Genomic DNA, 26,305 nt, shown 5'->3' with positions numbered 1-26,305 from the left:
GCCTGTTTACTTGTAGGCCGGATAAGGCGTAGCCGCCATCCGGCAATGCTCAGGAAGACGTTTTACTCTCCACTGTAATCATGGTGACAAACGGATGATACTGCCACGGTACCGAACTTCCCTTCTGATACATCTTCGAAATCGTGCCATCAAGATACAGCATCTGCTTGATATCCAGCTTTGACTGCGCATAGCAGGCGAAATCATAAAAATTGGTTTCTTTCGCGCTCAGCATAAACACCACGCGGCCCTGACGGTTAATGCCCACCGCATTACGTAATTTTCGCGAACTGGCCGACGGCTTTAGACGCCAGTTGATGGTGCCGTTTTCAATCAGCATCGGGCCGGACTGCACTGCGTATTCCATCCCTTTGGTGCTTTTTAGCGCATCAAGCGTCACGATGCCTGCTTTTTGATTCTTGAGATAAAACACGCCGCCCGGGCGAATAAAGAAGTTGCCGCCGCCGGATGCGCGATTAATCGGCGCCAGCTTTTTTCCCTTTTCGATATAGAGCCCCAGTGGCGCATAATCTTTGCCATAAATCCCGCCGTTCATCGCCATCAGCACCTGCCCGTTGCCGTTGATATCCGCCAGCAGCGAATAGAGTGAACCCCAGGCTTTGCCGTCCGGTTTCTTCCAGCGCAGGGTGATATTTTCTTGTTGCAGATCGACTTCATAGCTTTGAAGCTTAAGTGACGGGTCGGTCAGCGTGCAGGCGGCATGGGCGAACGGCGTTAGCGCAAGCAGAGCGGGCAACGGCCAAAGACGCAGCATATCTTCGTTCCTTGTGCGATGAGCGGGAGGGCAAAATAGCGCGTAATCCCGCTCATGCAAAGGTTTTCTGTGCTCAGGCCGCCCAGGTGTCGCAGTGCTGTTGTACCAGGCTTATCAACGAGCCACCCCCGGCGATAAACTCGCGCATGCGCTGGGCTTCGCTTTTTCCGTGTTTCACCATCAGCGCCAGTTCTTCGAGCGCGCTTCCGGCGCGATGTACGTCGGCGTACGGTTGTAGCTGTTCCAGCAGCGTTTCCAGTTCACTGGCAATGGTGCGCTGTTCGCCGCTGGCGACATCGGTCACCACGCCCTGAAGACCATAACGGCATGCCTGGAAGCGATTGAACTTATACAGCAGGTAATCCTGCGGACTGACTTTATGCGGGCGTTTATCAAGCAGCCAGTGCGCCAGCGCCTGAATCAGCCCGGCCATATTCACTGCGTGGCCGAGGGTGAGCGGCGTGTCCATGACGCGCACCTCTACCGTGCCAAAATGCGGGCTGGGGCGAATATCCCAGTGTAAGTCTTTAATGCTGTCGACCATGCTGGTGTAGCTCAACTGGCGAAACAGCCGGGTAAACTCTTGCCAGTTTGCGGCCCAGGGCATGGGGCCGTTATCGGGAAACGCCGAGAAAATATTGAGCCGCGCGCAGGCGAAGCTGCTATCGGCACCTTGCAGATAGGGCGACGCGGCGCTGAGCGCAATCAGATGTGGAACGTAGCGCGAAAGGCCGTGCAGCAGATACAGCGCATCGTCGCCGTTGGTGCAGCCGACATGCACGTGTTGACCAAACACTGTCGCCTGACGGGCAAGGTAGCCATAGGCTTCGAGAGTGTGCTGATAACGGGGATTATCCCCGACCTCCTGACTTTGCCAGCGCTGGAACGGATGCGTTCCGCCGCCGCAAATTTTGACATGCTGCTCGGACGCCGCACGGAGTACGGCGCGTTGAATGGCGGCAAGCTGGGTGGCGGCCTGGTGGATATCGTCACACACGCCCGTTGCCACCTCCAGCATGCTGTTAGTGATGTCATGCTTGATTTCCCCCTGTGCTACTCCACGGCTGGCGGCGGCTATCAGGGCTGAAGAGTCCTGGCAAAGATCGTAACCTGGCGGGTTAATGACCTGAAGCTCAAGCTCAATGCCGAGCGTAAAAGGTGCAGAAACATGAAAGTCAGGTAAAGGCATAGTCGTCTCACGATGGTGACTGGTGCCTTTAGTATAGGTGGGAGAAAAAAAGAGATCGGACGGTGCGATTAAGTACCGTCCGTAACGTTAGGGTTAACCCGCGCTCCAGGTGTACGGCGCAGCGACGCCAAGCGGCATTCCCAGCCCCCACCAGGCCAGCAGGAACAGGCTCCAACTAATAAAGAAGGCGATGGAGTAAGGCATCATCATGGATACCAGCGTGCCGACGCCCGCGCCCTTCACATAGCGCTGGCAATAGACCACCACCAGTGGGAAAAAGACCATCAGCGGGGTGATAATATTGGTGCTGGAATCCCCGATACGGAATGCCGCCTGGGTCAGTTCCGGGGAGATACCGACAGCCATCAGCATCGGTACCATAATCGGCGATAACAAACCCCATTTGGCCGAGGCGGAACCAATCAGCAGGTTCACGGCGGCGGTCAGCAGGATCATGCCAATAATCGTCGCTTCACCCGGCAGCTCCATCGCTTTCAGGCCATCCGCGCCGACCAGCGCCAGCAGTGTGCCAATGTTCGAGTCGCTGAACGCTTTAATGAACATGGCGCAGAAGAACGCCATCACCATGTATGAGCCCATTTTGCTCATCGCGTCATTCATCGACGCGATGACATCTTTTCCGGTTTTAAACGTACCGGAGGCAAAGCCGTACACAATCCCCGGCAGAATAAAGATCAGGAAAATCAGCGGCACAATGGATTTCATGATTGGCGCGCTGTAAGAGGTGAGCGAGCCGTCGGTGCCGCGCAGCATCGAGCCTTCCGGCCAGGCCGCTGCCGCCAGCGCCGCAAGGCCCAGCAGCATTACCAGCGACGCGCGATTAAAGGCGCGGCTCTCTTTGTCTGAGACGCTGGACATATCTTCTTCATGCTTATAATCGCCGTCGATGGTCATTTTGCTGACGCGCGGCTCAACGATGCGCTCGGTGACCCACCAGCCGACCAGGGTGATCAGAATTGAAGACGCAATTCCGAAGAAGAGGTTACACAGCGTGTTGACGGTATAGGTGCTGTCGAGCAACTGCGCCGCGGCCTGGGTAAAGCCCTGCAACAGCGCATCGTTTCCGGTAGGCACCATGTTAGCGGCAAACCCGCCCGAGACGCCCGAGAATGCAGCGGCGATCCCTACCAGCGGGTGACGCCCGGCGGACATAAAGATAATTGCACCCAACGGAATCACCAGTACATAGCCTGCATCTGCCGCCACGTGGCTGAACATCGCGACAAAAATCAGCATCGGCGTCAGCAGTTTCTTCGGCGTCACGCGCAGCATCTTCTTCAGGCCGACGTTAATAAAGCCGGAGCTTTCGGCTACGCCGACGCCGAGCATCGCCACCAGCACAATACCGAGCGGGGCGAAGGTGGTGAACGTCGTCACCATATTGGCCAGCGTATTGGTGAGCGCTTCGGCGGAGAGCAGGTTGTTGACCTGAACGGTCTCCTGCGTCATAGGATTGACGACATCAAAAGTCATCAACGACAGGACGGCAGACAGCCCCATGACGACCAGCAAAAAGTAGAAAAATATTAACGCCGGTTCAGGAAGTTTATTCCCGGCGCGTTCAATCGCATTGAGGAAACCGCTCATCAGACGGCTTTCACCGGCCCCGTTCCCTGGTGTTGTAGTGTGTGTACTCATTCGCTTCCCTTAACACTGACAAAGTGTTTCATAATTTGTCTGAATGTATCACCAGGGATGATAGGGGTAATTACGCGGCTAAACTATCTTTTTTGCCCGCAAAAACTCGACGAATGTCTTATTTATTTACTTACTGTGCTGATTATTCGGTAATTGTTGGTGGATTATTCTATGCTGCCGAATTAATTTGCCGTTCTGTCTGTTTCTTCATCGCAATGGAAGCACGCCATGGTTGGTTTTACGCGAGGAATTTCCTGATTTTGGGCGTAAGGTGGATGACAAACATGACCCGTTGATTTTTTTGCGCGATAGTTAATGTTATCGAAATCCAACAGTCACTCTGGAGTAAAAGATATGTCGCAACCCAAGCTGTTCACGCCTTTTCGCATTCGCAACCTTGAAATTGATAATCGCATCGTGATTGCCCCTATGTGCCAGTACTCGGCAACGGATGGCTGCATGAATGACTGGCATGTGCAGCATCTGGGGCAACTGGCGCAGTCGGGCGCAGGGTTACTGACCATTGAAGCAACCTCCGTTTCTCCCGAAGGGCGCATTACCTTTGCGGATGTAGGTTTGTACGACGATCGTTGTGAAGAAGCCATGGGCCGGGTGATTGCTTCCATTCGTCAGTGGTCAGATATGCCTATCGCAATCCAGTTGGCTCATGCGGGCAGGAAAGCATCCACGTCCAAACCGTGGGAGCAAAAAGGGCCACTCGCGCCCGATGAAGAGGGCGGTTGGCAGACCGTCGCGCCTTCGGCCATTCCCTATAATGAGGGGCATTCCACACCCGCGGCGCTGGATAGCGAAGGGTTAGACACCGTGCGCCAGCAATTTGCGGATGCTGCGAAACGCGCGGCCCGGCTGGATGTGGATCTTATCCAGATACACGCTGCTCATGGCTATCTGCTGCATCAATTTTTATCGCCGCTGTCGAATCAAAGAATGGATAATTATGGCGGTTCTTTTGAAAACAGAGTCCGGTTCCCACTTGAAATCTTTGACGTCGTTCGCGCCGCGTTTCCGGCGGATAAAGCCATCAGTGTGCGCATCTCTGCAACCGACTGGGTTGAGGGCGGGTTCGATATTCAGGAAGCGGTCGAATTTTCAAGACTGCTGGAAGAACGTGGGGTGGATGCAATACATGTTTCCAGCGGCGGTTTGCATCCTGATCAGCAGATTGACGTTTTCCCAGGCTATCAGGTTCCGTTGGCCCGGGCGGTGAAATCCGCCGTTACTATCCCGGTCGTTGCGGTGGGCTTAATTACCGAGCCAGAACACGCCGAGTCAATTGTGGCGGGTGGCGATGCTGATTTTATCGGGCTCGCGCGTGGCGTACTTTATAATCCGAGATGGCCATGGCATGCAGCGGCGGCGCTGGGCGCGCAGGTTCACGCGTCGAATCAATATCTTCGCTGCCAGCCACACAGCCTGAAGCATTTATTTAAATAGCCTGAGTGCGCGATGCGAGACAACGTATCGCGCTTCCATTAAAGAGGAGTCACCGTACAGGTCACCACCTCGTCGCCCTCTACCTCATAAGCCACACTGATCTCCTTCCCGGCAAGCCGGGCTGAAAACGCCGGTGCTAAGCGCAGACAAAGCGCATTCTCATCAATCGCGGTCATCTCTGCTGCTGCAAATCCCGGGCAGGGCTCTGCCTGTGAAGAGAATGCTTTATAGACGCTCTCTTTGGCAGAGAACGCCAGCGTCAGGGCAATCGCAAAAGGCAGGCCGCTGGTTTGCAGGCGAAAAATCTCCGCAGGCGAGGCAATCTGCGTCGCCACTTCGGCAGCTAACTGCGAGCTGAAGATGTGCTCGATATCAATGCCAACGGGCTTGCGGGAAACGGCGGCGATCGCCCGTTTTCCACTGTGGCTGATGCTGCCAAAAATGCCTTCCGGCCACAGTGGCTGGCGCTGTTCACCGATGCCGGGAATGGCTTTCAGGCCAAAGGGCTGCAGCGCATACGCGGCGGCAATGCGTCCGGCAAGATGCTCAATACGTCGTTTTTTGCCGAAATGCGCCAGGTCGGCGTGATGCGGTAACCACAGCAAATCGCCGTCGCTAAAGGTTTCTGGCTGAAAATCAATACGGTGTAGAAGATGGTGGGCGAGGGTAAATGTAGAATGGTAGGTTTGCATCTTTTCCCCATCATCCTCTCCCCTGGCGGGGAGAGGATCCGGAACAACATTACAATTAGAAGTGGGTGTTCACGCTCATAAACCAGGTACGGCCAGATTCGTTATAGGTATTCGCGCCTGCGCCATACATATAACCGGTAGCCCCGCCCGTGGTCTGGGCATTACCTTCACGCCAGTGGCGTTTATCGAAGACGTTATCCACGCCGCTGGTCAGGCTGACGTTTTTGGTCACATCCCAGGTCGCGCTCAGGCCAACGATGCTATAAGGGCTGACTTCTTCTGTTTCCGGGCCCGTGGCCGGTTGCCCTTTATAGTTGTATTTCTTCGGCTGCTGCTTGCCGTACCAGGTGAAGGTCGACTGCAAGGAGACATCCTGATGTACCTGCCAGCTCAGAGTGGAGTTCAGCGTATACTCCGGAATGATGGACAGGCGATCGCCGGTCTCTTTGTTCTTACTTTGCAGCATGTAGGTGATGTTGTTGGTCCAGTTCACCGTTTCGCTAACCGGAATGTTCAACGTTCCTTCAAGGCCTTCAACTACGGCTTTCGGCACGTTTTCCCATTTGTAGATATCGGTACCGCTGGCGTTACTGGAAACCGCAGAGTAGCCCGCTTCAATTTTGTCGCGATAATCGTTACGGAACCAGGTCACACCGGCCAGCCAGCCATCACGTTTGAACTCCAGACCAATCTCTTTGTTGATGCTGGTTTCTGCTTTCAGGTCGTCGTTACCCTGCAGATAGCAGGCACCGCCGCTGGCGTAGCAACCCTGACCTTTACTGTAGAGAATGTAGTTCGGGTTAGTCTGATACAGGCTTGGCGCTTTATAAGCGCGCGCGATACCCATCTTCAGAGTGAAGTCATCGCCCAGACCCTGAGACAGGTTCAGCGACGGGCTCCAGTTGTTGCCGACAATGGTATGATGATCGAAACGCAGCGCTGGCGTCAGCATGGTGCTGTCGGTCAGCTCAATGTTGTCTTCGGCAAACAGAGAGAATATTTCCGCCTGCGAGTAAGGGCTACGGTTCGTGCTGGTTGCGCCCGGAACGTCGCCGCCCATAAAGGTTTGGGTATTCGAACCTAAATCCTTCATGCGCTGCTGGTTCCATTCGGTGCCCAGCGTCAGGTTCTGATTAACCAGCAGGTCGAGCGGAATGCTCACTTCGCTGTGCAACATCAGATCGGCCAGATCGATATTCACATAGTCGTTGGTGGAGAAGATCCCTTCCGTACCGCCCGCCAGACCTTCACCTTTACGGGAGTTGCGAGTGTGCTCGTACTGTACCCAGTTGCTGGTAGTCACGCCGTTATCCCAGCCGCCGTTCCAGGTGACAGAGTAGTTCTGACGGTAAAGACGGTTAGTCTCTTTGCCGTAGTTATCTTTCACTAGCTGGTTGCTGTTGGTGTTCTGGGTATCACCGGCGTAGAGGTTACCCTGGCGGCTATAGCCCGCTTCGAACTCCAGAGACTGCATCGGCGCAAAGTCCCAACGCACCTGGCCGTTGATATCTTTGTTGATGACGCCTTCACGGCCTGCAGGCAGCGTGTCGGAGTAGATTCCTGTACGATCAGACTGATGCCCTTTGTTAATATCCCACGCATCCGCCTGCGTTTTATCCAGGTTACCGTACAGACGGAAGCTGAAATCGCCGCCCATCGGGCCGCTCAGGCTAAAGTTAGTACGCTTGGTGGAGCCTTCGTCTTTGTGCTCCGGCACGTTGAAGTAGGTATCCCACGACCCGTGCCACTCATTGCCGCCTTTCTTAGTGATGATATTCACCACGCCGCCCGCTGCGCCGTTACCATAACGGGCTGCCGCCGGGCCACGGATGACCTCAATACGTTCGATCATCTCCGGCGGTACCCAACTGGTATCGCCACGGGTATCACGCTCGCCGCGCCAGCCCTGACGCACAGAGTTACGGCTGCTGACCGGTTTACCGTCAATCAGGATCAGGGTGTTTTCCGGGCCCATTCCGCGAATATCAATCTGGCGGTTGTTGCCACGCTGGCCGCTGGTGGAGTTACCGGTCAGGTTCACGCCTGGCATGGTACGGATAATTTCCGACACATCGCGCGCAACCGGATTTTTACGGATTTCATCAGCGGTAATGGTCGAAACGCCCGGCGCCTGGAGATTCTGCTGCGCGGCGGTGACGACCATCGTCTCGCCAGTGGATTCGGTTTCGCTGGTGGAGGCGGTTTCTGCGGCGTTGAGGGGGAAGGCGACGCCGTAGATACCCAAATTGACCAGTAAGGCCAGGGATTTGATCTTGTTATTCATCACTAATCCTGCTTTTCTTCGCCGCTTTCTCCACTTGCTCCATTCCCACGGGGAGGAGAGGCGGCATGAGTTGTGTCAGGGAACTGCGAAAGCTGCCATCCATGGGGAAGAAAGCGGTTCCTGACTAATCTTTTAATTTGAAAGACATCTCTTGCGCGCCAATACGTTATTGCAAATGCAAATAGTTATCAATAATATTATCAATAGATTTTTACATGTAACAAAAAATTCCACACTAAACATGGGGTTAACGTGACGGAGAAGTTAGCAACAGGAAGCGATGCCTGGTGGGCGACGATAAAAGGCCCACAATATGAACGCGTTGGCGATCGCTATCAGGTCACATTCTGGTGGCGCGATCCCGAGGGCACCGCGCAAACATCCCCTGTTCGTCGGGTGTGGATTTACATCACCGGCGTCACCGATCATCACCACAACTCCGCGCCACAAACGCTGGAACGCCTGCCTGATACGGATGCCTGGTTCTGGCAAACGACGCTGCCTGCCACCTGGCGGGGAAGCTACTGCTTTGCCCCTTCTGAACGCGAAGATGATTTTCCGGCAGCGATCTTTAGCCAAAGCGTGCCGGATCGTGCGTTGCTGCGCGAAGGCTGGCGCAAGCTCTTGCCACGTGCGGTGGCGGATCCGTTAAATCCCCAAAGCTGGAAGGGCGGACGCGGCCATGCGGTCTCGGCGCTGGAGATGCCCAATGCCCCGGAACAGCCGGGATGGACGGCGCCTGCGGCGCACTGGAACGCGCCGCAGTGTATTGAATGGCATAGCACGATCCTGAATAACACCCGGCGAGCGTGGATTTTTACTACCGGTGACGAGAATGATTCCGACAGGCCGCTGGCGGTGCTGCTGGATGGTCAGTTCTGGGCGGAAAGCATGCCCGTGTGGCCGGCGCTGACGGCGTTAACCCAGGCTGGAAAACTGCCTCCGGCGGTCTATCTGTTGATCGACGTGATCGACAATGCGCACCGCAGCGTAGAACTGCCGTGTAACCCGACGTTCTGGCAGGCGGTACAGCAGGAACTCCTGCCACAAGTTCAGGCCATCGCGCCGTTTAGCGATCGCGCCGATCGCACCGTGGTGGCCGGGCAGAGTTTCGGCGGCCTCTCATCGCTCTACGCCGGGCTTTACTGGCCGGAGCGTTTTGGCTGCATATTAAGCCAGTCGGGATCGTACTGGTGGCCGCATCGCGGTGGGCATGAAGAAGGACTGATTTTACAACGCCTCAAAAGCGGTGAGATACAGCCAGCAGCCTTGCGCATCGTGCTGGAAGCCGGCGTACGCGAGCCGATTATCTTTCGCGCCAATAAGGCGCTCTTATCACAACTACAGCAAACACAGCAGTCGATTTTCTGGCGTCAGGTTGACGGCGGGCATGATGCGCTTTGCTGGCGTGGCGGGTTAACCGCGGGGCTGATAACGCTCTGGGAACCTTTGGTTCACGCCGACTAGCAAAGCACGATTAACGACAGGAGTTTGGTATGCAAGTTAGTAACCCCTTCGACGATGTGCAGGGGCTGTTTTATCTTCTGCAAAATGAACAGCAGCAGTTTAGTCTATGGCCTGCCCAGTGCGCGCTACCTGCGGGCTGGCGCGTGATGAGTGAGCCGCAATCTATTGACGCCTGCAATGCCTGGCTCACGGATAACTGGTCAACGCTTACCCCGTCGCACTATGCCTCTGAAAAGGGGGCCGCATGAGCCCGCGTTTACCGTTAGTCGCCGCCCAACCGGGGATCTGGATGGCGGAAAAACTCTCAACGTTACCCAATGCCTGGAGCGTGGCGCATTATGTTGAGCTTGAAGGCGAAGTGGATGGCGAACTGCTGGCGCGCGCGATTGTCGCCGGGGTGAATCAGGCCGATACGTTACGTATGCGTTTTGGCGAGGACAACGGCGAGCCGTGGCAGCAGGTTGACGACAGCCTGACGTTCACAACGCCTGACATACACGATCTTCGCGCGGATGACGACCCGCACCAGGCCGCAATGCACCTGATGCAGGCCGATCTGGCGCAAAACCTGCGTCTGGACAGCGGTAATCCGCTGCTGTGTCATCAGCTTTATCGCGTCGGTGATCGACGCTGGTACTGGTATCAGCGTTATCATCATTTGCTGGTAGATGGCTTCAGTTTCCCGGCAATTACCCGCCAAATCAGCGAAATTTACCGCGCCTGGCAGCAGGGCGAACCGACGCCAGCATCGCCATTTACCCCGTTTGCTGAGGTGGTGGAGGAATACCAGCGCTATCGGGAAAGCGAGGCGTATCAGCGTGACGGCGCGTTCTGGCGCGAGCAGCGTCAATCGCTGCCGTCACCGATATCACTCTCTCCCGTTCCGCTGCCAGGTCGCGCGGAAACCACCGATATCTGGCGGCTAAAACTGACCGCCGATCGCCACGCGTTTTCACGTCTGGCGGCCTCGGCGCCGCAGTGCCAGCGCGCCGATCTGGCGCTGGCATTGAGCGCGCTCTGGCTTGGGCGTTTATGCGGGCGCAGCGACTTTGCCGCTGGGTTTATTTTTATGCGTCGTATGGGATCGGCGGCGTTAACCGCCACCGGGCCGGTGCTGAATGTGTTGCCGCTCTCCGTCACCCTGAATGGAAAAGAAACGCTGGCAGAGCTGGCGGTACGCCTTTCCGGGCAGCTGAAGAAAATGCGTCGTCATCAACGTTACGATGCCGAGCAGATTGTGCGCGACAGCGGTCGCGCGGCGGGCGATGAACCGCTGTTTGGCCCGGTCTTTAACGTCAAAGTATTTGATTACCATCTGGCCTTCACCGATGTACAGGCGACGACCCATACGCTGGCGACCGGCCCGGTGAATGATCTGGAACTGGCGCTGTTCCCGGATGAGTCGGGCGGCCTGACGCTGGAAGTGCTGGCAAACCAGCATCGCTATGACGAGCCGACGCTTACACGCCACATTGCACGCCTCAGTGCTTTATTGCAGCAATTCGCGGATAACCCGGCGTTAGCCTGCGGCGATGCGGATTTGCTCTCTGACGACGAGTACGCGCAGTTAGAAAAAATTAACGACACCGCGCATGCGATCCCGGCGGCTACGCTGAATTCGCTGGTGGCGGAGCAGGCGGCAAAAACGCCAGATGCCCCGGCGCTGGCGGACGCACGTTATCAGTTTAGCTATCGTGAATTGCGCGAGCAGACGCTGGCACTTGCGCGGTTATTACGCGCTCATGGTGTTCAGCCGGGCGACAGTGTCGCAGTGGCGCTGCCGCGTTCTGTGTTCCTGACGCTGGCGTTGCACGGGATCGTGGAAGCCGGGGCCGCATGGCTGCCGCTTGATACGGGCTACCCGGACGATCGCCTGCACATGATGCTGGAAGATGCGAAACCGAAACTGCTGATCACTTCAGCCGATCAGCGTGATCGTTTCCCGAACATTGAAAGCCTTTGCTACAACGAACCGTTGCCGGTGGATGGCTGTGAACCATTGGGCCTGACTACGCCGCAACAGACGGCCTATATCATCTTTACTTCAGGTTCTACTGGCAGACCAAAAGGTGTGATGGTCGGACATGAAGCCATCGTCAACCGTCTGTTGTGGATGCAGAATCACTATCCGCTGACGGCTGATGATGTGGTTGCGCAGAAAACACCGTGCAGTTTTGATGTCTCGGTCTGGGAATTCTGGTGGCCGTTTATCGCCGGTGCGAAACTGGTGATGGCTGAGCCGGAAGCTCACCGCGATCCGCAGGCGATGCAGCAATTCTTCGCAGAATATGGCATCACCACCACACACTTTGTCCCGTCGATGCTGGCGGCGTTTGTGGCCTCGCTGACGCCGGAGACGGCACGTTGTTGCCGTACGCTGAAGCACGTGTTCTGTAGCGGCGAAGCGCTGCCTGCACAGCTTTGCCGCGAGTGGGAACAGCTTACGCACGCCCCGTTGCATAATCTGTATGGCCCGACGGAAGCCGCCGTGGACGTGAGCTGGTATCCGGCGTTTGGCAAGGAACTGGCGAATACCACCGGAAATAGCGTGCCGATTGGTTATCCGGTGTGGAATACCGGATTACGCATTCTTGATGCAATGATGCGCCCGGTTCCGATGGGAATTGCGGGCGATCTTTATCTGACCGGCATTCAACTGGCGCAAGGCTATCTGGGGCGACCCGATCTCACCGCCAGCCGCTTTATTGCCGATCCGTTTGCACCGGGTGAGCGTATGTATCGCACCGGGGATGTCGCACGCTGGCTGGAAAACGGTGCGGTGGAGTATCTGGGACGCAGTGACGATCAGCTGAAAATTCGCGGCCAGCGTATTGAGTTGGGGGAAATTGACCGCGTAATGCAAATCTTGCCGGATGTGGCGCAGGCGGTCACCCATGCCTGCGTCATCAATCAGGCGGCAGCCACCGGCGGCGACGCACGTCAGCTGGTCGGTTATCTGGTGTCAGAATCGGGTTTACCGCTGGATCGTGACGCTTTATTGGCGCAGCTACGTGAACAATTGCCGCCGCATATGGTACCGGTCGTGCTGCTTCAACTGGATTCTCTGCCGCTGAGCGCTAACGGGAAGCTCGATCGTAAAGCCTTACCGCTGCCGCAACTGACCGTAAGCACGCAAAGCCGCCCGCCATTGGCAGGCACGGAAACGCTGGTGGCGCAGGCGTTCAGCGTGCTGCTCGGTTGCGAGATTACGGATGTGGAAGCGGATTTCTTCGCGCTGGGCGGACATTCGCTGCTGGCGATGCGCCTTGCCGCCCAGTTGAGTCAGGAAACCGGGCGTCAGGTGACGCCGGGGCAGGTGATGGTGGCCTCTACGGTGAGCAAACTCAGCGCGCTGCTGGAGGCTGAAAATGACGAACAGGCGCAGCGCCTGGGCTATGAGACGCTGCTTCCGCTGCGTGAAAGCCATGGGCCAACGCTGTTTTGCTTCCATCCGGCCTCGGGTTTTTCCTGGCAATTCAGCGTGCTGGCGCGCTATCTGCCAGAAAACTGGTCGATTACCGGTATCCAGTCGCCGCGCCCGGAAGGGCCGATGCAGCATGCCGCGACACTGGACGAGGTTTGCGACCATCATCTTGCTACGCTGCTGGCGCAGCAACCGCATGGGCCGTACTATCTGTTCGGGTATTCGCTGGGCGGCACGCTGGCGCAAGGCATTGCCGCGCGGCTGCGTGCACGCGGTGAAGCGGTGGCATTCCTGGGCTTACTCGATACCTGGCCGCCGGAAACGCAAAACTGGTCGGAAAAAGAAGCCAACGGTCTGGATCCGGAAGTGCTGGCTGAAATCGCCCGCGAGCGCGAGGCGTTTCTCGCCGCTCAACAAGGGCAAACCTCTGGTGAACTGTTTACCGCTATCGAAGGCAACTATGCCGATGCGGTGAGGTTACTGACCACCGCGCATAGCGCCCGGTTCGATGGCAGGGCGACGCTGTTTGTCGCTGAACGCACGCTACCGGAAGGCATGGATCCGCAGCAGGCCTGGGCTCCGTGGGTCGGTGAGCTGGAAGTCTATCGTCAGGATTGCGCCCACGTCGATATTATCTCGCCGCAGGCGTTTGTGGCGATTGGCCCGGTTCTGAAGCATATCCTTGGCAAACAATAACCGCTGACCCTCCCTTTCGGGGGAGGGCATCAGTTCAGTGCGGTAGTCAGTCTCGTGCGCTTCTTTTTGCTTTCCTGAAACGAAAGAGAAGGCGTAAGGGAGCGAGAACACAGAATGTCACTTAATCTGCGATAGTAATTATCTGCGTAAAATGCTTCGATGGTGGCCGGAATTGCCGTATGGTCGAACGTTATCTCACCGTTTATCATGGCTGAAATAAGCGCTGAAAGTTCTGCCCGTTCGCCTGGCGGATAGAGGCAACCATTCACTCCGGGAATGATGATATCGCCCGGCCCGGAGACACAGTCTGCACTGATGCAGGGAATACCCCGCGCCATCGCTTCCAGCAGCGTCATGGGGAATCCTTCAAAAGAGGAGGTCAGCAGCAGTGCCGTCACCTGGCCTATCTCTTCCTGCACCACTTTCCACGGTTGTGCCTGCCAGCCATGCCAGGTAATTCGATTCGCAATACATAACTCCTGGGCATATGTTTTGCAGCGATCTCTGTCAGAGCCGTCACCGATCACATGTAATTTCCAGCGTCCGGGTACGCGGGATAAACCGTCGAGTAAATCTTTAACCCGTTTCTGCCCTTCGAATTTTAATCTCCCAACATAGATAAAGGTTGGAATATCCTCCTGATTATGGGCGGGAATAATGATCGGCGTTTTATCCGTTGGATTATAGATGACGTGAATATTCTTTTCGGGTACGCCTCGCTTAATCATCTGCTGGCGGATGCCGCAGCTAATAGCCAGATGCTCATCGGCGCAGGTGATATATTTTGCGTGCTTTTTATGGTCCAGCGAAAAATGTGGCCAGGAAAATAGCGTAAAGTGGCCGTTAATTTTTAAGCGCGCCTTACTGGCATAGAAGCATGATAGTGGGTCGATAGCGATAACCACGTCGGGCTGTTCATCAGCAAGCCAGCCACGCAGGGCGCGAAGGTGTTTCGCTCTGCGTAAAGATGAAATTTTGATAGTCGAAATGGAGTAATGTACATCAATGTCTTTAAGCCATTTCTTATCCATGTCATTCTTGCGACAGGTAAAAAATATTTTACATTGCGCGGAGAACGGTTCGGCGCTTAATGTCTTGATGACATTGCGAATCACCGTTTCCATTCCGCCAAAACCTGAAATAGCTTCACCAATAAATACTATTTTCATTATTTTTTATCCACTTGAACCTTATTGTGATGATGCTGTTAATGAAATAGCTGAAAGGAGACTGGCAGTCTTAGACTAATTTTAACTTTGCTCAAAATAGGGCTCAATTTGGAATATTTCCGGAAGGGGAGTGGAACTGTCAAAATGTGATCGTGATCACGGGTTATTGCAGGTCTGATTATTTGAGAGTGGCAACTGTTCTTGATGCATTATTATCGATATGAATTATTCGAATGCATTTTATTTGAGGGAGTGCGGTTTTGTTACATAGCAGTAACATCGAGCCCGGTTTTCCTGCCATTATTGGTAGCGTGCTTACAATATAGGCAATTTAGAGTAGGAATAATCTGAAGTTCTGGTATTATGTTGTCGGGATGTTATCTATCAGAACCGCTGCAGGACATACAGCATGTCATCAATCAATATAAAACCTAACAAAGATTCAGACTTCTCTTCCTATCCAGCTCTCTCTTCAAACAGTAAAGAAATTGATTTGCTCCACCTGGTGGATATTTTATGGCGCGCGAAAACACGCATTATTGCAATCGCGTTCGGATTTGCCGTGGTAGGACTATTAGCGTCGTTCCTGATGCCGCAAAAATGGACCAGCCAGGCGGTGATCACCACCGCCGAACCGAGCCAGTGGCAGGAGCTTGAGAAGACGCTGGTGGCATTACGCGTGCTGGATGTTGATGTGAGCGTCAAAAAGTCCGAGGTGTTCACCCAGTTTATTAAGAAATTTAATTCACTTTCGCTACTGGAAGAGTATCTGCGCACATCGCCGGTGATTATGGATCAGCTGAAAGGGGCTGAAATTGACCCGCTGGATCTGCACCGGGCCATTGTTGGCCTGAGCGATAAAATGAAAGCGGTAGATAACAACTTCGGTAAGAAGAATGAGCCTGCGTTATTCACCTCCTGGACGCTGAGCTTTACCGGCCCAAACCCGGAAGAAGCACAGAAGGTTCTCAAGGGCTATATCGATTATATCTCGGCAATTGTGGTGAAAGAGACGCTGGACGATATGCGTAACCGTCTCGATATTAAAACCCATTTTGAGAAAGAAAAACTGGCACTGGAGCTGATAAAATTAAAGAATCAGCTCGATGCGAAGATTAATCGTCTGCACTATTCACTGGAGATTGCGACCGCAGCGGGTATTGCAAAACCGGTATACAGCAATGGCCAGGCGGTTAAAGACGATCCTGATTTCTCTATTGCATTAGGTGCCGATGGTATTGCGAAAAAACTGCAGATTGAAAAGGGCGTAACGGATCTTGCGGATATTAATGGTGACCTGCGTAACCTGCAATATCATGTTCAGCAGTTAACTGCGCTGAATATCTCCGATGTGTCGTTCGAGCCGTTTAAATATCAGCTCACACCATCATTGCCAGTGAAGAAAGATGGCCCGGGTAAAGCGTTGATCATTCTGCTGGCCGGGCTGGTGGGAGGCATGGTGGGTTGCGGTGCGGTGCTGCTGCAAAATGCAATGCTTTCTCGCAAGCTTGAAGAAGCGACTCCCCTGGAGGAGCAATTAGCCTAATGAGCATTTGCCGGATGCGGCGTGTAGCGCCTTATCCGGCCACTCACGTAGGCCCGGTAAGCGTAGCGCCACCGGGCAAATATCAGGCACGCCCGGTTCGTCCAAGCGGCACCACCAACGGTGTGCCGGCAACCGGGTCTTCAATGATCATGCATTTTAAACCGTAAACCTGCTCAATAAGTTCTGCGCTGACAATCTTGCCCGGTGCGCCCTCCGCGACAATCTTTCCTTCCTTCAGTGCAATCAAATGGGTGGCGTAACGGCAGGCCTGGTTCAGGTCGTGAAGTACCGCCGCCAGCGTGTAACCCTGTTGACGATTGAGTTCGCTCAGCAGTTCCAGCAGGTCGATTTGATGGCTGATATCAAGCCAGGTGGTCGGCTCATCCAGCAGCATAATGGCCGTTTCCTGCGCCAGCACCATCGCTATCCACACGCGCTGACGTTGACCGCCCGACAGTGTGTCGACGCTTTGGCTGGCGAGATTGGTCACCCCCGTGGCCTGCATCGCCTTCGCCACCGCGCGTTCATCCTCCTCACGCCAGCGAGTGAACAGCGGCTGATGCGGATAACGTCCGCGTGCTACCAGTTCCTGCACGGTGATATCGCCCGGCGTGGTGGCATTTTGCGCCAGTAACCCAATGCGGCGCGCGACTTCCTTACTGGCATAATGCTGAATATGTTCGCCATCGAGAAAAACATGCCCTTGCGTGGGCGTCATCAAACGGCTGAGCGTACGTAAAAGGGTCGATTTTCCGCAGCCGTTGGGGCCAATAATCGCGGTGAAATGGCCATCGGGAATGGTGACGTTAAGATCTTCCGCAATCGTCTTTTTACCATAGGCCAGCGTTAACTGTTCACCGCGCAAACGGGGCTGAGAAACGGTCATTTTTTGCGGGACTCCTGAATAAGCAACACAATAAGGTAAATACCGCCCAGGCTTACGGTGACGACGCCGACCGGAAGCTGGTATGGCTGGAACAATTGCTGCGCGCAGAAATCGGCGGCGGCCAGCAGCAGTGCGCCGCACAGTGCTGCCTGCATCAGACCCCAGCGCGCAGTGCCGCTGAGACGGCGGGCGATATGCGGTGCGACCAGCGCAATGAAGGAGATCGGCCCTGCCAGCGCGGTGGACGCCGCCGTCAGGATGACGGCAACAAACATCATCAGCAGGCGCGAATATTCTACGCGAACGCCAAGCGCGCAGGCGGTGTCATCGCCCATCTCCAGTAGCCGCAGGCGGCGCACCAGCAGAGCGGCGCAGACCAACATCACGATAATAATCGGCACCGACGGCCAGGCTTTTGCCCAGGTCAGACCGTTGAGTGAGCCCGCATACCACAGCCCGGCAGAGATCGCGGTTTCCAGCGACGCGCGTAGCAGCAGCCAGGTATTGAAGGCTACCAACATTGCTCGCACGCCGATACCGATGATGATAAGCCTGAAAGTATCAATGCCGTCGCGCCAGGACAGCAGCCAGACAATCAGCGCGGTCAGAATACCGCCCACCATCGCGGCGACCGCAATGGCGGTAAGGTGCTGATCGAAGAACACCATAGCGACCAGCACGCCGCTCCATGCGCCGGTATTAAAGCCCATCACATCAGGGCTGCCGAGCGGATTGCGCATCAGTGACTGAAAAATAGCGCCGCTGACGCCGAGCGCTGCGCCAATCACCAGCGCCATGACCACGCGGGGCAAACGCCATTCGGTCACCACCATGGTGATAGCGCGCGGAGCATCGCCCAACAGGGCGGAAAGCACCTGGCTAAACTCCAGCGTGACCGCGCCGCTGCGAAGACTCCAGATCATCACCAGCAGACAAGCGGCAGCCAGCAGCAGACAGGTCGCGACTAAACGGCGAGACGGGGCAATCATCGACCACCTCCCGCGCGCTGACGTCGTACCAGGAAGATAAGCACCGGCGCACCGATAAACGCGCTGACTACCGAGACGCGCATCTCACCGGGCACGATTAAGCGGCCAATAATATCGGCGAACAGCAGCAGGGAAGGGGTTGCCAGTAACGTCACAGGCAGCGATCTCCGGTGATCGGCCCCGACCAACCAGCGAGAAATATGCGGCATCATCAGGCCAATAAAGGCAATCGGGCCGACAACCGCCGTGGCGCTACCGCACAGTACGGTGATGATCAACAGGCCGAAAATTTGTGTACGCGCCACTTTACTGCCGAGCGCGGTGGCGGTGTCAGTGCCGAGGCTCAGGCTGTTCAGCGCGCGGCTGAGCATCAGGGAAGCGATACCGGCAATAAGTACGGGGCCCAGCACCACTTTCAGCGTGGTAAAGGTGCGGATATCCAGCGATCCCGCCTGCCAGAAACGCAGTTGGTCATAAACGTCCGGGTTGAGGAGAGCGATGCCGCTGGTTAAGCCTTCCAGCACTGCCGCCAGCGCGACACCCGCCAGCGTCAGGCGAACCGGGCTCAACTGGCCGCCGCCCTGGCTGCCGGTAAAGGCCACAATCAATGACGCTACAAACGCGCCACAAAAGGCCATTACCAGCTGCTGTTCCGGTGAGGCAATACCGAGTAGCGCCGCGCCCAGCACGATGGCAAAACTGGCCCCGGCGTTGACGCCGAGCAGGCCGGGGTCAGCCAGCGGGTTGCGGGTGAGCGTTTGCATCAATGCCCCGGCCAGGCCCAGCGCCCCCCCTACCAGTAATCCTGCCAGCGTTCGGGGTAGACGGGCATCAAGCACGATAGTGCAGTCCGCACTCTGACAGGTTCCGCTAAAGGCATCGACGACCACGGACACAGGAAGCGCTTTCGCGCCGATAAGTAAGCTGAGTGTTACTGCGAGGAGGAGCAGCAAAAATAAACCGGGCAGCGCAAAGGCGCGTAGCGCGGTAGTGGAAAACGACATAACACATCCCTGAAGTTGATAATGATAGTAATTATCGTTATCTATCTTATTCGTTTATGTTAGCATGTGCGCCCACGAAAATGGTATGAAAAAAAAGCATCAAGGCGCTGTAATGAATCGACAATCCTGGCTGCTGAACCTTAGCCTGCTCAAAACGCATCCGGCCTTTCGTGCCGTCTTTATCGCCCGATTTATCTCTATTCTCTCTCTGGGGCTCCTCGGCGTAGCCGTTCCAGTCCAAATCCAAATGATGACCCATTCCACCTGGCAGGTGGGGCTTTCGGTCACACTCACCGGCGGGGCGATGTTTATCGGCCTGATGGTCGGCGGTGTGCTGGCCGACCGGTACGAGCGCCGCAAGCTGATTCTGCTGGCGCGTGGCACCTGCGGCATCGGTTTTATTGGTCTGTGGCTGAATGCCCTGCTGCCGGAACCCTCGCTGATTGCGATTTATCTGCTGGGCTTATGGGATGGCTTCTTTGCCTCGCTTGGCGTAACGGCGTTGCTGGCGGCGACGCCGGTGCTGGTCGGGCGCGAGAATTTAATGCAAGCCGGGGCAATCACCATGCTGACGGTACGTCTGGGTTCGGTGATTTCACCGATGGTAGGCGGCCTGCTGCTGGCATCCGGCGGTGTCTCCTGGAACTACCTGCTGGCGGCGCTGGGCACCTTTATTACCACGTTGACCCTGCTGCGCCTGCCGCAATTACCCCCTCCGCCGCAGCAGCGGGAACATCCGCTGGCCTCGCTGGTGGCGGGCTTCCGCTTTCTGCTCGCCAGCCCGTTGATTGGCGGCATTGCCCTGCTGGGCGGTTTGCTGACCATGGCGAGTGCGGTGCGCGTGCTTTATCCGGCGCTTGCGCTTAACTGGCAGATGTCGGCGGCGCAGATTGGCCTGCTGTATGCGGCGATCCCGCTGGGTGCGGCGTTTGGCGCGCTGACCAGCGGTAATCTGGCGCGCCATGAGCGCCCTGGGCGCATCATGCTGGTGTCCACCGTGGCGGCGTTCGTGGCGATTGGCCTGTTCGCGTTAATGCCCGTGTGGGCAATGGGCGTGGTGTGTCTGGCGCTGTTCGGCTGGTTGAGCGCAATTAGCTCGCTGTTGCAGTACACCTTGATTCAGACGCAAACGCCGGAAGCGATGCTCGGGCGTATCAACGGATTATGGACGGCGCAGAACGTGACGGGCGATGCCATTGGCGCGGCGTTGCTTGGCGGATTAGGGGCCATTCTGACGCCGGTTGCGTCGGCCAGCGCCAGCGGTTGGGCACTGGCGATTGTTGGCGTGATCCTGCTTGGCTTGTTAACCGAGCTGCGACGTTTCCGCCAGCAGCCGGTGATTGTTGAAGGGTAAATCGACCTGTGACCGTTGCGGCCGGCAACCCCTGCGAATGTCGGTAGACCGGATAAGGCGCAACGCGCCGCATCCGGCAAAACGTTACTTCGCGCTAAACAGCGCAGACAACCGCTCCAGCACCAGCATCGCGCTGTAGTAGTCCAGGCGGAAGGTTTCGGTACCCAACGCATAAACATGCTTTTGCTGTACCGCAGGCAGATGGGAAAGCAGCGGGTTGGCATAGATAGCGTCGCTATCTTTCTGGTCGCCCGCAAACAGGAACAGACTTTTACCGTTCAGACCCGTTGCCAGATTTTCCCCGCCAAGTTGAATAATATCGTGACGTTTTCCCTGACTCTGGCTGGCGTGCAGACCTTCGGGCAGCGTCGCCAGTTTAAAGCCCAGTTGTTCCAGCAGCTTGCCCTGTGCAGACTCCGGCGTCCACAGGTTCGCGCTGTGTGCCGCCGCGGTGTATACCATCGCGCTGACTGGCTGTGGCGGCAGGGTGATGTGCTGTTTCACCTCGGCGAGTTTTTTATCAAAGCTTGCAATGCGCGCGCTGGCAGCTTTTTCCTGGCCGGTGATGTGTCCAAGCTGCGTCAGCAGTTCCTGCCAACTTTTATCGTCATAGTTGATGATAAGCGTCGGGGCGATAGGGGAAAGCTGGTCGTAGAGCGCAAGCGCCGAGTCACCACCGGTGGCGCTGATGAGAATTAAATCCGGCATTTGTGCGGCGACGGCTTCAGCGCTGGGTTCGCCAATATAGAGGCGCGCCAGTTTGCGCTGCTTCGCCACATCGCTCCACTGGCGCAGGAAACCCTGACTGTCGGCCACGCGGTTGTTCGGCGTGGTGGCCCCGCTGGCAATCACTGGCGCATCAATCGCCAGCAGTGAACCGGTAAGGGTGACGCTGGTGGAGACAATCCGTTCCGGCTTGTGTTCAAGCGTGATTGTGCCACGGCTATCGCTAACCTGGCGCGGCCAGTCGGCGGCAGTGGCTGAGGATAGTCCTAAAAGGCTGACAAAGCATAACAGCAACAATTTGTGGGGCAGAGTAGGAAAGTTCACAACGCAGTATCCTGTTTATGATGTGGTGAATGCTTCTCATTTTCAATCATTGTGCCTGCCTGATGCAAGTCTATGAAGAAATACCGTAAAAAGCGCGGGGTATTGCGCACTTGCGCTGCAAAGCCGTCTATTGCGCACAACTTACTACCCCGGGCTGTTGACATACGGAGCATTTACTTTTAGGTTACCGACCGAAAATATAAATGATAATTATTCGTAATATCTTTATCGTTTTTTGGAGGATGATATGGAAACGTCACTGGCTGTGGATACGAACGAGCAGCAAGAAACACTCTGCGCGGATAACTTCTTCTTTATGTCGCCTTACCGGAGCTTTACTGCCACCGGTTGTTTTCGTCGTTTTTCCTGCCCGGCGGCAGGTGGCGATGCCCTGAACAGTCCTTTCCAGCAACAACTTGCCGCCGCATTTGCCGAGGCGAAAGCGGCGGGGATCGAAAAACCTGTGATGGTCGGCGCGATCCCCTTCGATACCAACCAACCCTCTTCACTCTTTATCCCGAAACAGTGGCAATCTTTCTCGCGCACCGGGAAGCAGCACTCTGCACGCTATATCGCATCGGCCTCGCCGGTTGGCGTCACCGAGCGCCGCGAAATTCCGCAGCAGCAGGTGTTTATGGAGATGGTTGCCCGCGCCGCGGCGCTGACCGCCACGCCGCAGGTCGATAAGGTCGTGCTTTCCCGTTTGATTGAAATCGCCACCGACCGCCCGCTGGATAGTGGCGTACTGCTGGAGCGTCTGGTCGCACAAAACCCGGCGAGCTTTAACTTCCATGTCCCGCTGGAAAACGGCGGGGTGTTACTGGGCGCCAGCCCTGAACTGCTGCTGCGTAAAGAGGGGAGCCATTTCAGCTCTCTGCCGCTGGCCGGTTCCGCGCGTCGTCAACCGGATGACGTACTGGACAGGGAAGCGGGCAACAAGCTGCTGGCATCGGAAAAAGATCGCCACGAACACGAACTGGTGACCCAGGCGATGAAAGCCACGCTGGCCCCGCGTAGCCGCGCGTTGTCACTGCCGGAAACCCCGCAACTGATTACCACGCCAACGCTCTGGCATCTGGCGACGCCGATTGAAGGCGAGGCGAACCCGGCTGAGAACGCACTTTCGCTGGCATGCCTGCTGCACCCGACGCCTGCCCTGAGCGGTTTCCCGCATCTGGCGGCGAAACGCATTATCGCCGAACTGGAGCCTTTTGAACGCGACCTGTTCGGCGGCATTATGGGCTGGTGTGATGCCGAAGGAAACGGCGAGTGGGTGGTCACTATCCGCTGCGCTGAAGTGAATGCGAACAAAGTACGTCTGTTTGCCGGAGCCGGCATTGTGCCAGCTTCCTCTCCCGAAGCGGAGTGGCGTGAAACGGGCGTGAAGCTTTCCACCATGTTGAACGTTTTTGGTTTGCACTAAGGAGCAACGATGTCTGTGGAATTTACCCGCTGGCCAGCCGAACTGGCGGCACGCTATCGTGAAAAAGGCTACTGGCAGGATCTGCCACTGACCGATATTTTAACCCGCCACGCGAATAGCGATGCCGTTGCGGTTATCGATGGCTCTCGTGAAATCACCTATCGCCAGCTTAATCAGGCAGTCGATAACCTGGCCTCGGCGCTTCAGCGTCAGGGGCTGAAGCAGGGCGAAACGGCGTTGGTGCAGCTCGGTAATATCGTCGAGTTCTATATGACACTGTTTGCGCTGCTGCGAATTGGCGTCGCGCCGGTTAACGCACTCTTCAGCCATCAGCGCACCGAACTTAACGCCTATGCCGATCAAATCGAACCGTCACTGCTGATTGCCGATCGCGACCACGCGTTATTCGCCGATGACAGTTTCCTGAACACCTTTATCGAAAACCATCCGTCAATACGCGTGGTGCTGCTGCGCGGTGGGGAAGGTGAGCACTCACTCGATGCCGCGCTAACCCAGGCGGCGGATAACTTTACCGCCACGCCAACGCCCGCCGATGAAGTGGCGTTCTTCCAGCTTTCCGGCGGCAGCACCGGTACGCCGAAGCTGATTCCGCGCACGCACAACGACTACTACTACAGTATTCGCCGCAGTGATGAAATTTGCCATTTCAGCCCGGAAACCCGCTTCTTATGCGCGATTCCGTCGGCGCATAACTATGTGATGAGCTCGCCGGGCGCGCTGGGCGTGTTCCTGGCCGAAGGCACCGTCGTACTGGCCGCCGATCCGAGCGCGACACTCTGTTTCCCGCTGATTGAAAAGCATCAGGTTAACGTGGCGGCACTGGTACCGCCTGCCGTCAGCCTGTGGCTACAGGCCATCACCGAGTGGGGCAGCAATGCGCCATTGCGTTCGCTGAAGCTGCTGCAGGTGGGCGGGGCGCGGCTTTCCGCTACGCTTGCCGCACGTATTCCGGCAGAGATTGGCTGTCAGCTACAGCAGGTGTTCGGCATGGCGGAAGGGTTGGTGAACTACACCCGGCTGGATGATTCTCTGGAGCGCATCATCAATACCCAGGGCCGCCCGATGTGCCCTGACGATGAAGTGTGGGTTGCCGATGAAAACGGCGAACCGCTGCCGCGTGGCGAAGTAGGGCGGCTGATGACGCGTGGCCCGTATACCTTCCGTGGCTACTACAAAAGCCCGCAGCACAACGCCAGCGCCTTTGATGCTAACGGTTTCTATGGTTCCGGCGATCTCATCTCCATTGATGAAGACGGTTACATCACCGTGCAGGGACGCGAAAAAGATCAGATCAACCGCGGCGGTGAGAAGATCGCTGCCGAAGAGATAGAAAACCTGCTTCTCAAGCATGAGTCGGTTGTCCACGCCGCGCTGGTCAGTATGGAAGACGAGCTGATGGGCGAAAAAAGCTGCGCGTATCTGGTGGTGAAAGAACCCCTGCGCGCCGTTCAGGTTCGTCGTTTCCTGCGTGAGCAGGGCGTTGCTGATTTTAAACTGCCGGATCGCGTCGAGTGTGTAGATGAACTGCCGCTGACCCACGTCGGTAAAGTCGATAAAAAACAACTGCGTCAGTGGCTGGCTTCCCGCGCGCTGGGCTGAAGGAGAGAAGAGAATGGCTATTCCAAAATTAAAGGGTTACGCACTGCCGACGGCAATGGAGCTTCCGGATAACAAAGTGAGCTGGGCGTTTGAGCCTGAGCGTGCGGCGCTGCTTATCCATGACATGCAGGAATATTTCCTCAACTTCTGGGGCGATAACAGCGAAATGATGGAAACCGTGGTGGCGAATATCGCCGCGCTGCGTGATTTCTGCAAAAAGAATAATATTCCGGTCTACTACACCGCGCAGCCGAAAGAGCAGAGCGATGAAGATCGCGCCCTGCTGAATGATATGTGGGGGCCGGGCCTGACCCGTTCGCCAGAGCAGCAAAAAATTGTCGCCGCGTTGACGCCAGACGAAGCGGATACGGTGCTGGTGAAGTGGCGCTACAGCGCGTTCCACCGCTCGCCGCTGGAGCTGATGCTAAAAGAGACGGGCCGCAATCAACTGATCATTACCGGTGTGTATGCGCACATTGGCTGCATGACCACCGCGACTGATGCATTTATGCGTGATATTAAGCCGTTCTTTGTGGCTGATGCGTTGGCGGACTTCAGCCGTGAGGAGCATTTAATGTCGCTGAATTATGTCGCCGGGCGCAGTGGCCGCGTGGTGATGACGGATGAACTGCTGCCTTCTGTTCCGGCCAGTAAAGACGCACTGCGTGCGCTGGTGCTGCCGCTGCTGGATGAATCCGACGAGCCGATGGATGATGAGAACCTGATCGACTACGGCCTGGATTCCGTGCGCATGATGGCCCTGGCCGCCCGCTGGCGCAAAGTGTACGGCGATATCGATTTTGTAATGCTGGCGAAGAATCCGACGATCGACGCCTGGTGGGCGCTGCTTTCCCGCGAGGTGAAGTGATGAGCGGCTTCGATTTCAGCGGTAAAACGGTGTGGGTCACCGGCGCGGGCCGAGGTATTGGTTTGGCCACCGCCCAGGCGTTTGTCGATGCGGGCGCAACGGTGGTGGGGTTTGATCTCGTCTTCTCAGGTGAGGCATATCCCTTTACCACACAGGTGCTGGATGTTTCCGACGCGCGTCAGGTGTCGCAGGTGTGTGAGCGCCTGCTCGCCACCACGCCGCGTCTCGACGTGCTGGTGAACGCTGCCGGTATTCTGCGTATGGGCGCAACGGATGCGTTGAGCATTGACGACTGGCAGCAGACCTTTGCGGTCAACGTCGGTGGAGCATTCAACTTTTTCCAGCAGACCATGGCGACCTTCCGCAACCAGCAGGGCGGGGCGATTGTCACCGTGGCGTCCGACGCCGCGCATACGCCTCGCATCGGCATGAGCGCCTATGGCGCGTCGAAAGCGGCGCTGAAAAGCCTGGCACTGACGGTTGGCCTCGAACTGGCGGGTTCCGGCGTACGTTGCAATCTGGTTTCGCCGGGATCGACGGATACCGATATGCAGCGCGGAATGTGGCAAAGCGACGATGCGGAACAGCAGCGTATTCGTGGTTTTGGCGAACAATTTAAGCTCGGCATTCCACTGGGGAAAATCGCACAGCCGCAGGAAATTGCTAACACGGTGCTGTTCCTCGCCTCGGATTGCGCCAGCCATATCACGTTGCAGGACATCGTGGTTGACGGCGGCTCAACGCTGGGGGCGTAA

Annotated in this window: 20 protein-coding genes; 10 read left to right on the top strand and 10 right to left on the bottom strand. The window is 56.4% G+C overall.

What is annotated here, in order from left to right; genetic code table 11:
* Window positions 1-49: 49 nt before the first annotated feature.
* The 3 genes from ACOXYR_RS15355 to ACOXYR_RS15345 all read right to left on the bottom strand — a co-directional run bounded on the left by ACOXYR_RS15355 (window position 50) and on the right by ACOXYR_RS15345 (window position 3,623).
* Window positions 50-775: a phosphodiester glycosidase family protein gene (locus ACOXYR_RS15355; RefSeq protein ID WP_421356109.1), complete on the bottom strand. Its 726-nt coding sequence runs from the start codon at window positions 773-775 to the stop codon at window positions 50-52.
* Between the two features lie 73 nt (window positions 776-848).
* Window positions 849-1,964: a YbdK family carboxylate-amine ligase gene (locus ACOXYR_RS15350; protein WP_189623373.1), complete on the bottom strand. Its 1,116-nt coding sequence runs from the start codon at window positions 1,962-1,964 to the stop codon at window positions 849-851.
* A 93-nt stretch (window positions 1,965-2,057) separates the two neighbouring features.
* Window positions 2,058-3,623, bottom strand: coding sequence for an AbgT family transporter (locus ACOXYR_RS15345; RefSeq protein ID WP_108473979.1), 1,566 nt, complete (start codon window positions 3,621-3,623; stop codon window positions 2,058-2,060).
* A 354-nt stretch (window positions 3,624-3,977) separates the two neighbouring features.
* Between ACOXYR_RS15345 and ACOXYR_RS15340 the strand changes: the two genes are divergently transcribed.
* Entirely contained in the window at window positions 3,978-5,078 is a 1,101-nt protein-coding gene (locus tag ACOXYR_RS15340) for an NADH:flavin oxidoreductase/NADH oxidase (protein ID WP_421356108.1), read from the top strand.
* A gap of 38 nt (window positions 5,079-5,116) precedes the next feature.
* Here ACOXYR_RS15340 and entD read toward each other — a convergent pair whose 3' ends face one another.
* Complete coding sequence (entD, locus tag ACOXYR_RS15335; protein WP_189623375.1) at window positions 5,117-5,770, bottom strand: enterobactin synthase subunit EntD; 654 nt, start codon at window positions 5,768-5,770, stop codon at window positions 5,117-5,119.
* 55 nt (window positions 5,771-5,825) lie between these two features.
* Window positions 5,826-8,054 (bottom strand): TonB-dependent siderophore receptor, encoded by a 2,229-nt coding sequence (locus tag ACOXYR_RS15330; protein WP_421356107.1) that lies wholly within the window; start codon window positions 8,052-8,054, stop codon window positions 5,826-5,828.
* 252 nt (window positions 8,055-8,306) lie between these two features.
* On the opposite strand from ACOXYR_RS15330, the gene fes reads away from it, so the two are divergent.
* From fes to entF, 3 genes are read left to right on the top strand one after another with little or no spacing between them, the layout of a single operon-like run.
* Window positions 8,307-9,521, top strand: coding sequence for an enterochelin esterase (gene fes / locus ACOXYR_RS15325; RefSeq protein WP_407732309.1), 1,215 nt, complete (start codon window positions 8,307-8,309; stop codon window positions 9,519-9,521).
* A 29-nt stretch (window positions 9,522-9,550) separates the two neighbouring features.
* On the top strand, window positions 9,551-9,769 hold the full coding sequence (locus ACOXYR_RS15320) for an MbtH family protein (RefSeq protein WP_108473974.1): 219 nt from the start codon (window positions 9,551-9,553) through the stop codon (window positions 9,767-9,769).
* The gene (gene entF / locus ACOXYR_RS15315) at window positions 9,766-13,641 is read left to right on the top strand and encodes an enterobactin non-ribosomal peptide synthetase EntF (RefSeq protein ID WP_421356106.1); all 3,876 of its coding nucleotides are present in this window, start codon (window positions 9,766-9,768) and stop codon (window positions 13,639-13,641) included. The genes ACOXYR_RS15320 and entF overlap by 4 nt, the downstream gene beginning before the upstream one ends.
* A 29-nt stretch (window positions 13,642-13,670) precedes the next feature.
* On the opposite strand, the gene waaB is transcribed toward entF, so the two are convergent.
* Entirely contained in the window at window positions 13,671-14,810 is a 1,140-nt protein-coding gene (gene waaB, locus ACOXYR_RS15310) for a lipopolysaccharide 1,6-galactosyltransferase (RefSeq protein ID WP_421356105.1), read from the bottom strand.
* 409 nt (window positions 14,811-15,219) lie between these two features.
* Between waaB and wzz(fepE) the strand changes: the two genes are divergently transcribed.
* Window positions 15,220-16,356: an LPS O-antigen length regulator Wzz(fepE) gene (gene wzz(fepE) / locus ACOXYR_RS15305; protein ID WP_108473971.1), complete on the top strand. Its 1,137-nt coding sequence runs from the start codon at window positions 15,220-15,222 to the stop codon at window positions 16,354-16,356.
* Window positions 16,357-16,438: 82 nt separating this feature from the next.
* On the opposite strand, the gene fepC is transcribed toward wzz(fepE), so the two are convergent.
* From fepC to fepD, 3 genes are read right to left on the bottom strand one after another with little or no spacing between them, the layout of a single operon-like run.
* Complete coding sequence (gene fepC, locus ACOXYR_RS15300; RefSeq protein WP_108473970.1) at window positions 16,439-17,242, bottom strand: iron-enterobactin ABC transporter ATP-binding protein; 804 nt, start codon at window positions 17,240-17,242, stop codon at window positions 16,439-16,441.
* Window positions 17,239-18,231, bottom strand: a complete 993-nt coding sequence (gene fepG / locus ACOXYR_RS15295) for an iron-enterobactin ABC transporter permease (RefSeq protein ID WP_350435732.1) — start codon at window positions 18,229-18,231, stop codon at window positions 17,239-17,241. The genes fepC and fepG overlap by 4 nt, the downstream gene beginning before the upstream one ends.
* On the bottom strand, window positions 18,228-19,235 hold the full coding sequence (fepD, locus tag ACOXYR_RS15290) for a Fe(3+)-siderophore ABC transporter permease (protein WP_421356104.1): 1,008 nt from the start codon (window positions 19,233-19,235) through the stop codon (window positions 18,228-18,230). Before fepD ends, fepG begins: the two co-directional genes overlap by 4 nt.
* A 112-nt stretch (window positions 19,236-19,347) precedes the next feature.
* Between fepD and entS the strand changes: the two genes are divergently transcribed.
* Window positions 19,348-20,589, top strand: a complete 1,242-nt coding sequence (gene entS / locus ACOXYR_RS15285) for an enterobactin transporter EntS (protein WP_421356103.1) — start codon at window positions 19,348-19,350, stop codon at window positions 20,587-20,589.
* Window positions 20,590-20,673: 84 nt separating this feature from the next.
* On the opposite strand, the gene fepB is transcribed toward entS, so the two are convergent.
* Window positions 20,674-21,639: a Fe2+-enterobactin ABC transporter substrate-binding protein gene (gene fepB, locus ACOXYR_RS15280; protein ID WP_350435733.1), complete on the bottom strand. Its 966-nt coding sequence runs from the start codon at window positions 21,637-21,639 to the stop codon at window positions 20,674-20,676.
* A 247-nt stretch (window positions 21,640-21,886) separates the two neighbouring features.
* Here fepB and entC point away from each other — a divergent pair, with 247 nt between their 5' ends.
* The 4 genes from entC to entA are packed head-to-tail and all read left to right on the top strand — an operon-like array spanning window position 21,887 to window position 26,305.
* Window positions 21,887-23,062, top strand: a complete 1,176-nt coding sequence (gene entC / locus ACOXYR_RS15275) for an isochorismate synthase EntC (RefSeq protein WP_421356102.1) — start codon at window positions 21,887-21,889, stop codon at window positions 23,060-23,062.
* Between the two features lie 9 nt (window positions 23,063-23,071).
* A complete protein-coding gene (gene entE, locus ACOXYR_RS15270; protein ID WP_421356101.1) occupies window positions 23,072-24,682 on the top strand; it encodes a (2,3-dihydroxybenzoyl)adenylate synthase EntE in 1,611 nt (536 codons plus the stop codon).
* A 13-nt stretch (window positions 24,683-24,695) separates the two neighbouring features.
* Window positions 24,696-25,550 carry an isochorismatase gene (locus ACOXYR_RS15265; protein WP_421356100.1) on the top strand — a complete coding sequence of 285 codons (855 nt, stop codon included), beginning with the start codon at window positions 24,696-24,698 and terminating at the stop codon, window positions 25,548-25,550.
* Complete coding sequence (gene entA / locus ACOXYR_RS15260) at window positions 25,550-26,305, top strand: 2,3-dihydro-2,3-dihydroxybenzoate dehydrogenase EntA (RefSeq protein WP_415728686.1); 756 nt, start codon at window positions 25,550-25,552, stop codon at window positions 26,303-26,305. Before ACOXYR_RS15265 ends, entA begins: the two co-directional genes overlap by 1 nt.

It is taken from the genome of Pseudocitrobacter faecalis (assembly GCF_965231525.1).
In the GTDB taxonomy this organism is placed as follows: Bacteria; Pseudomonadota; Gammaproteobacteria; order Enterobacterales; family Enterobacteriaceae; genus Pseudocitrobacter; species Pseudocitrobacter faecalis.
This window is presented reverse-complemented; position numbering and strand designations above follow the sequence as displayed.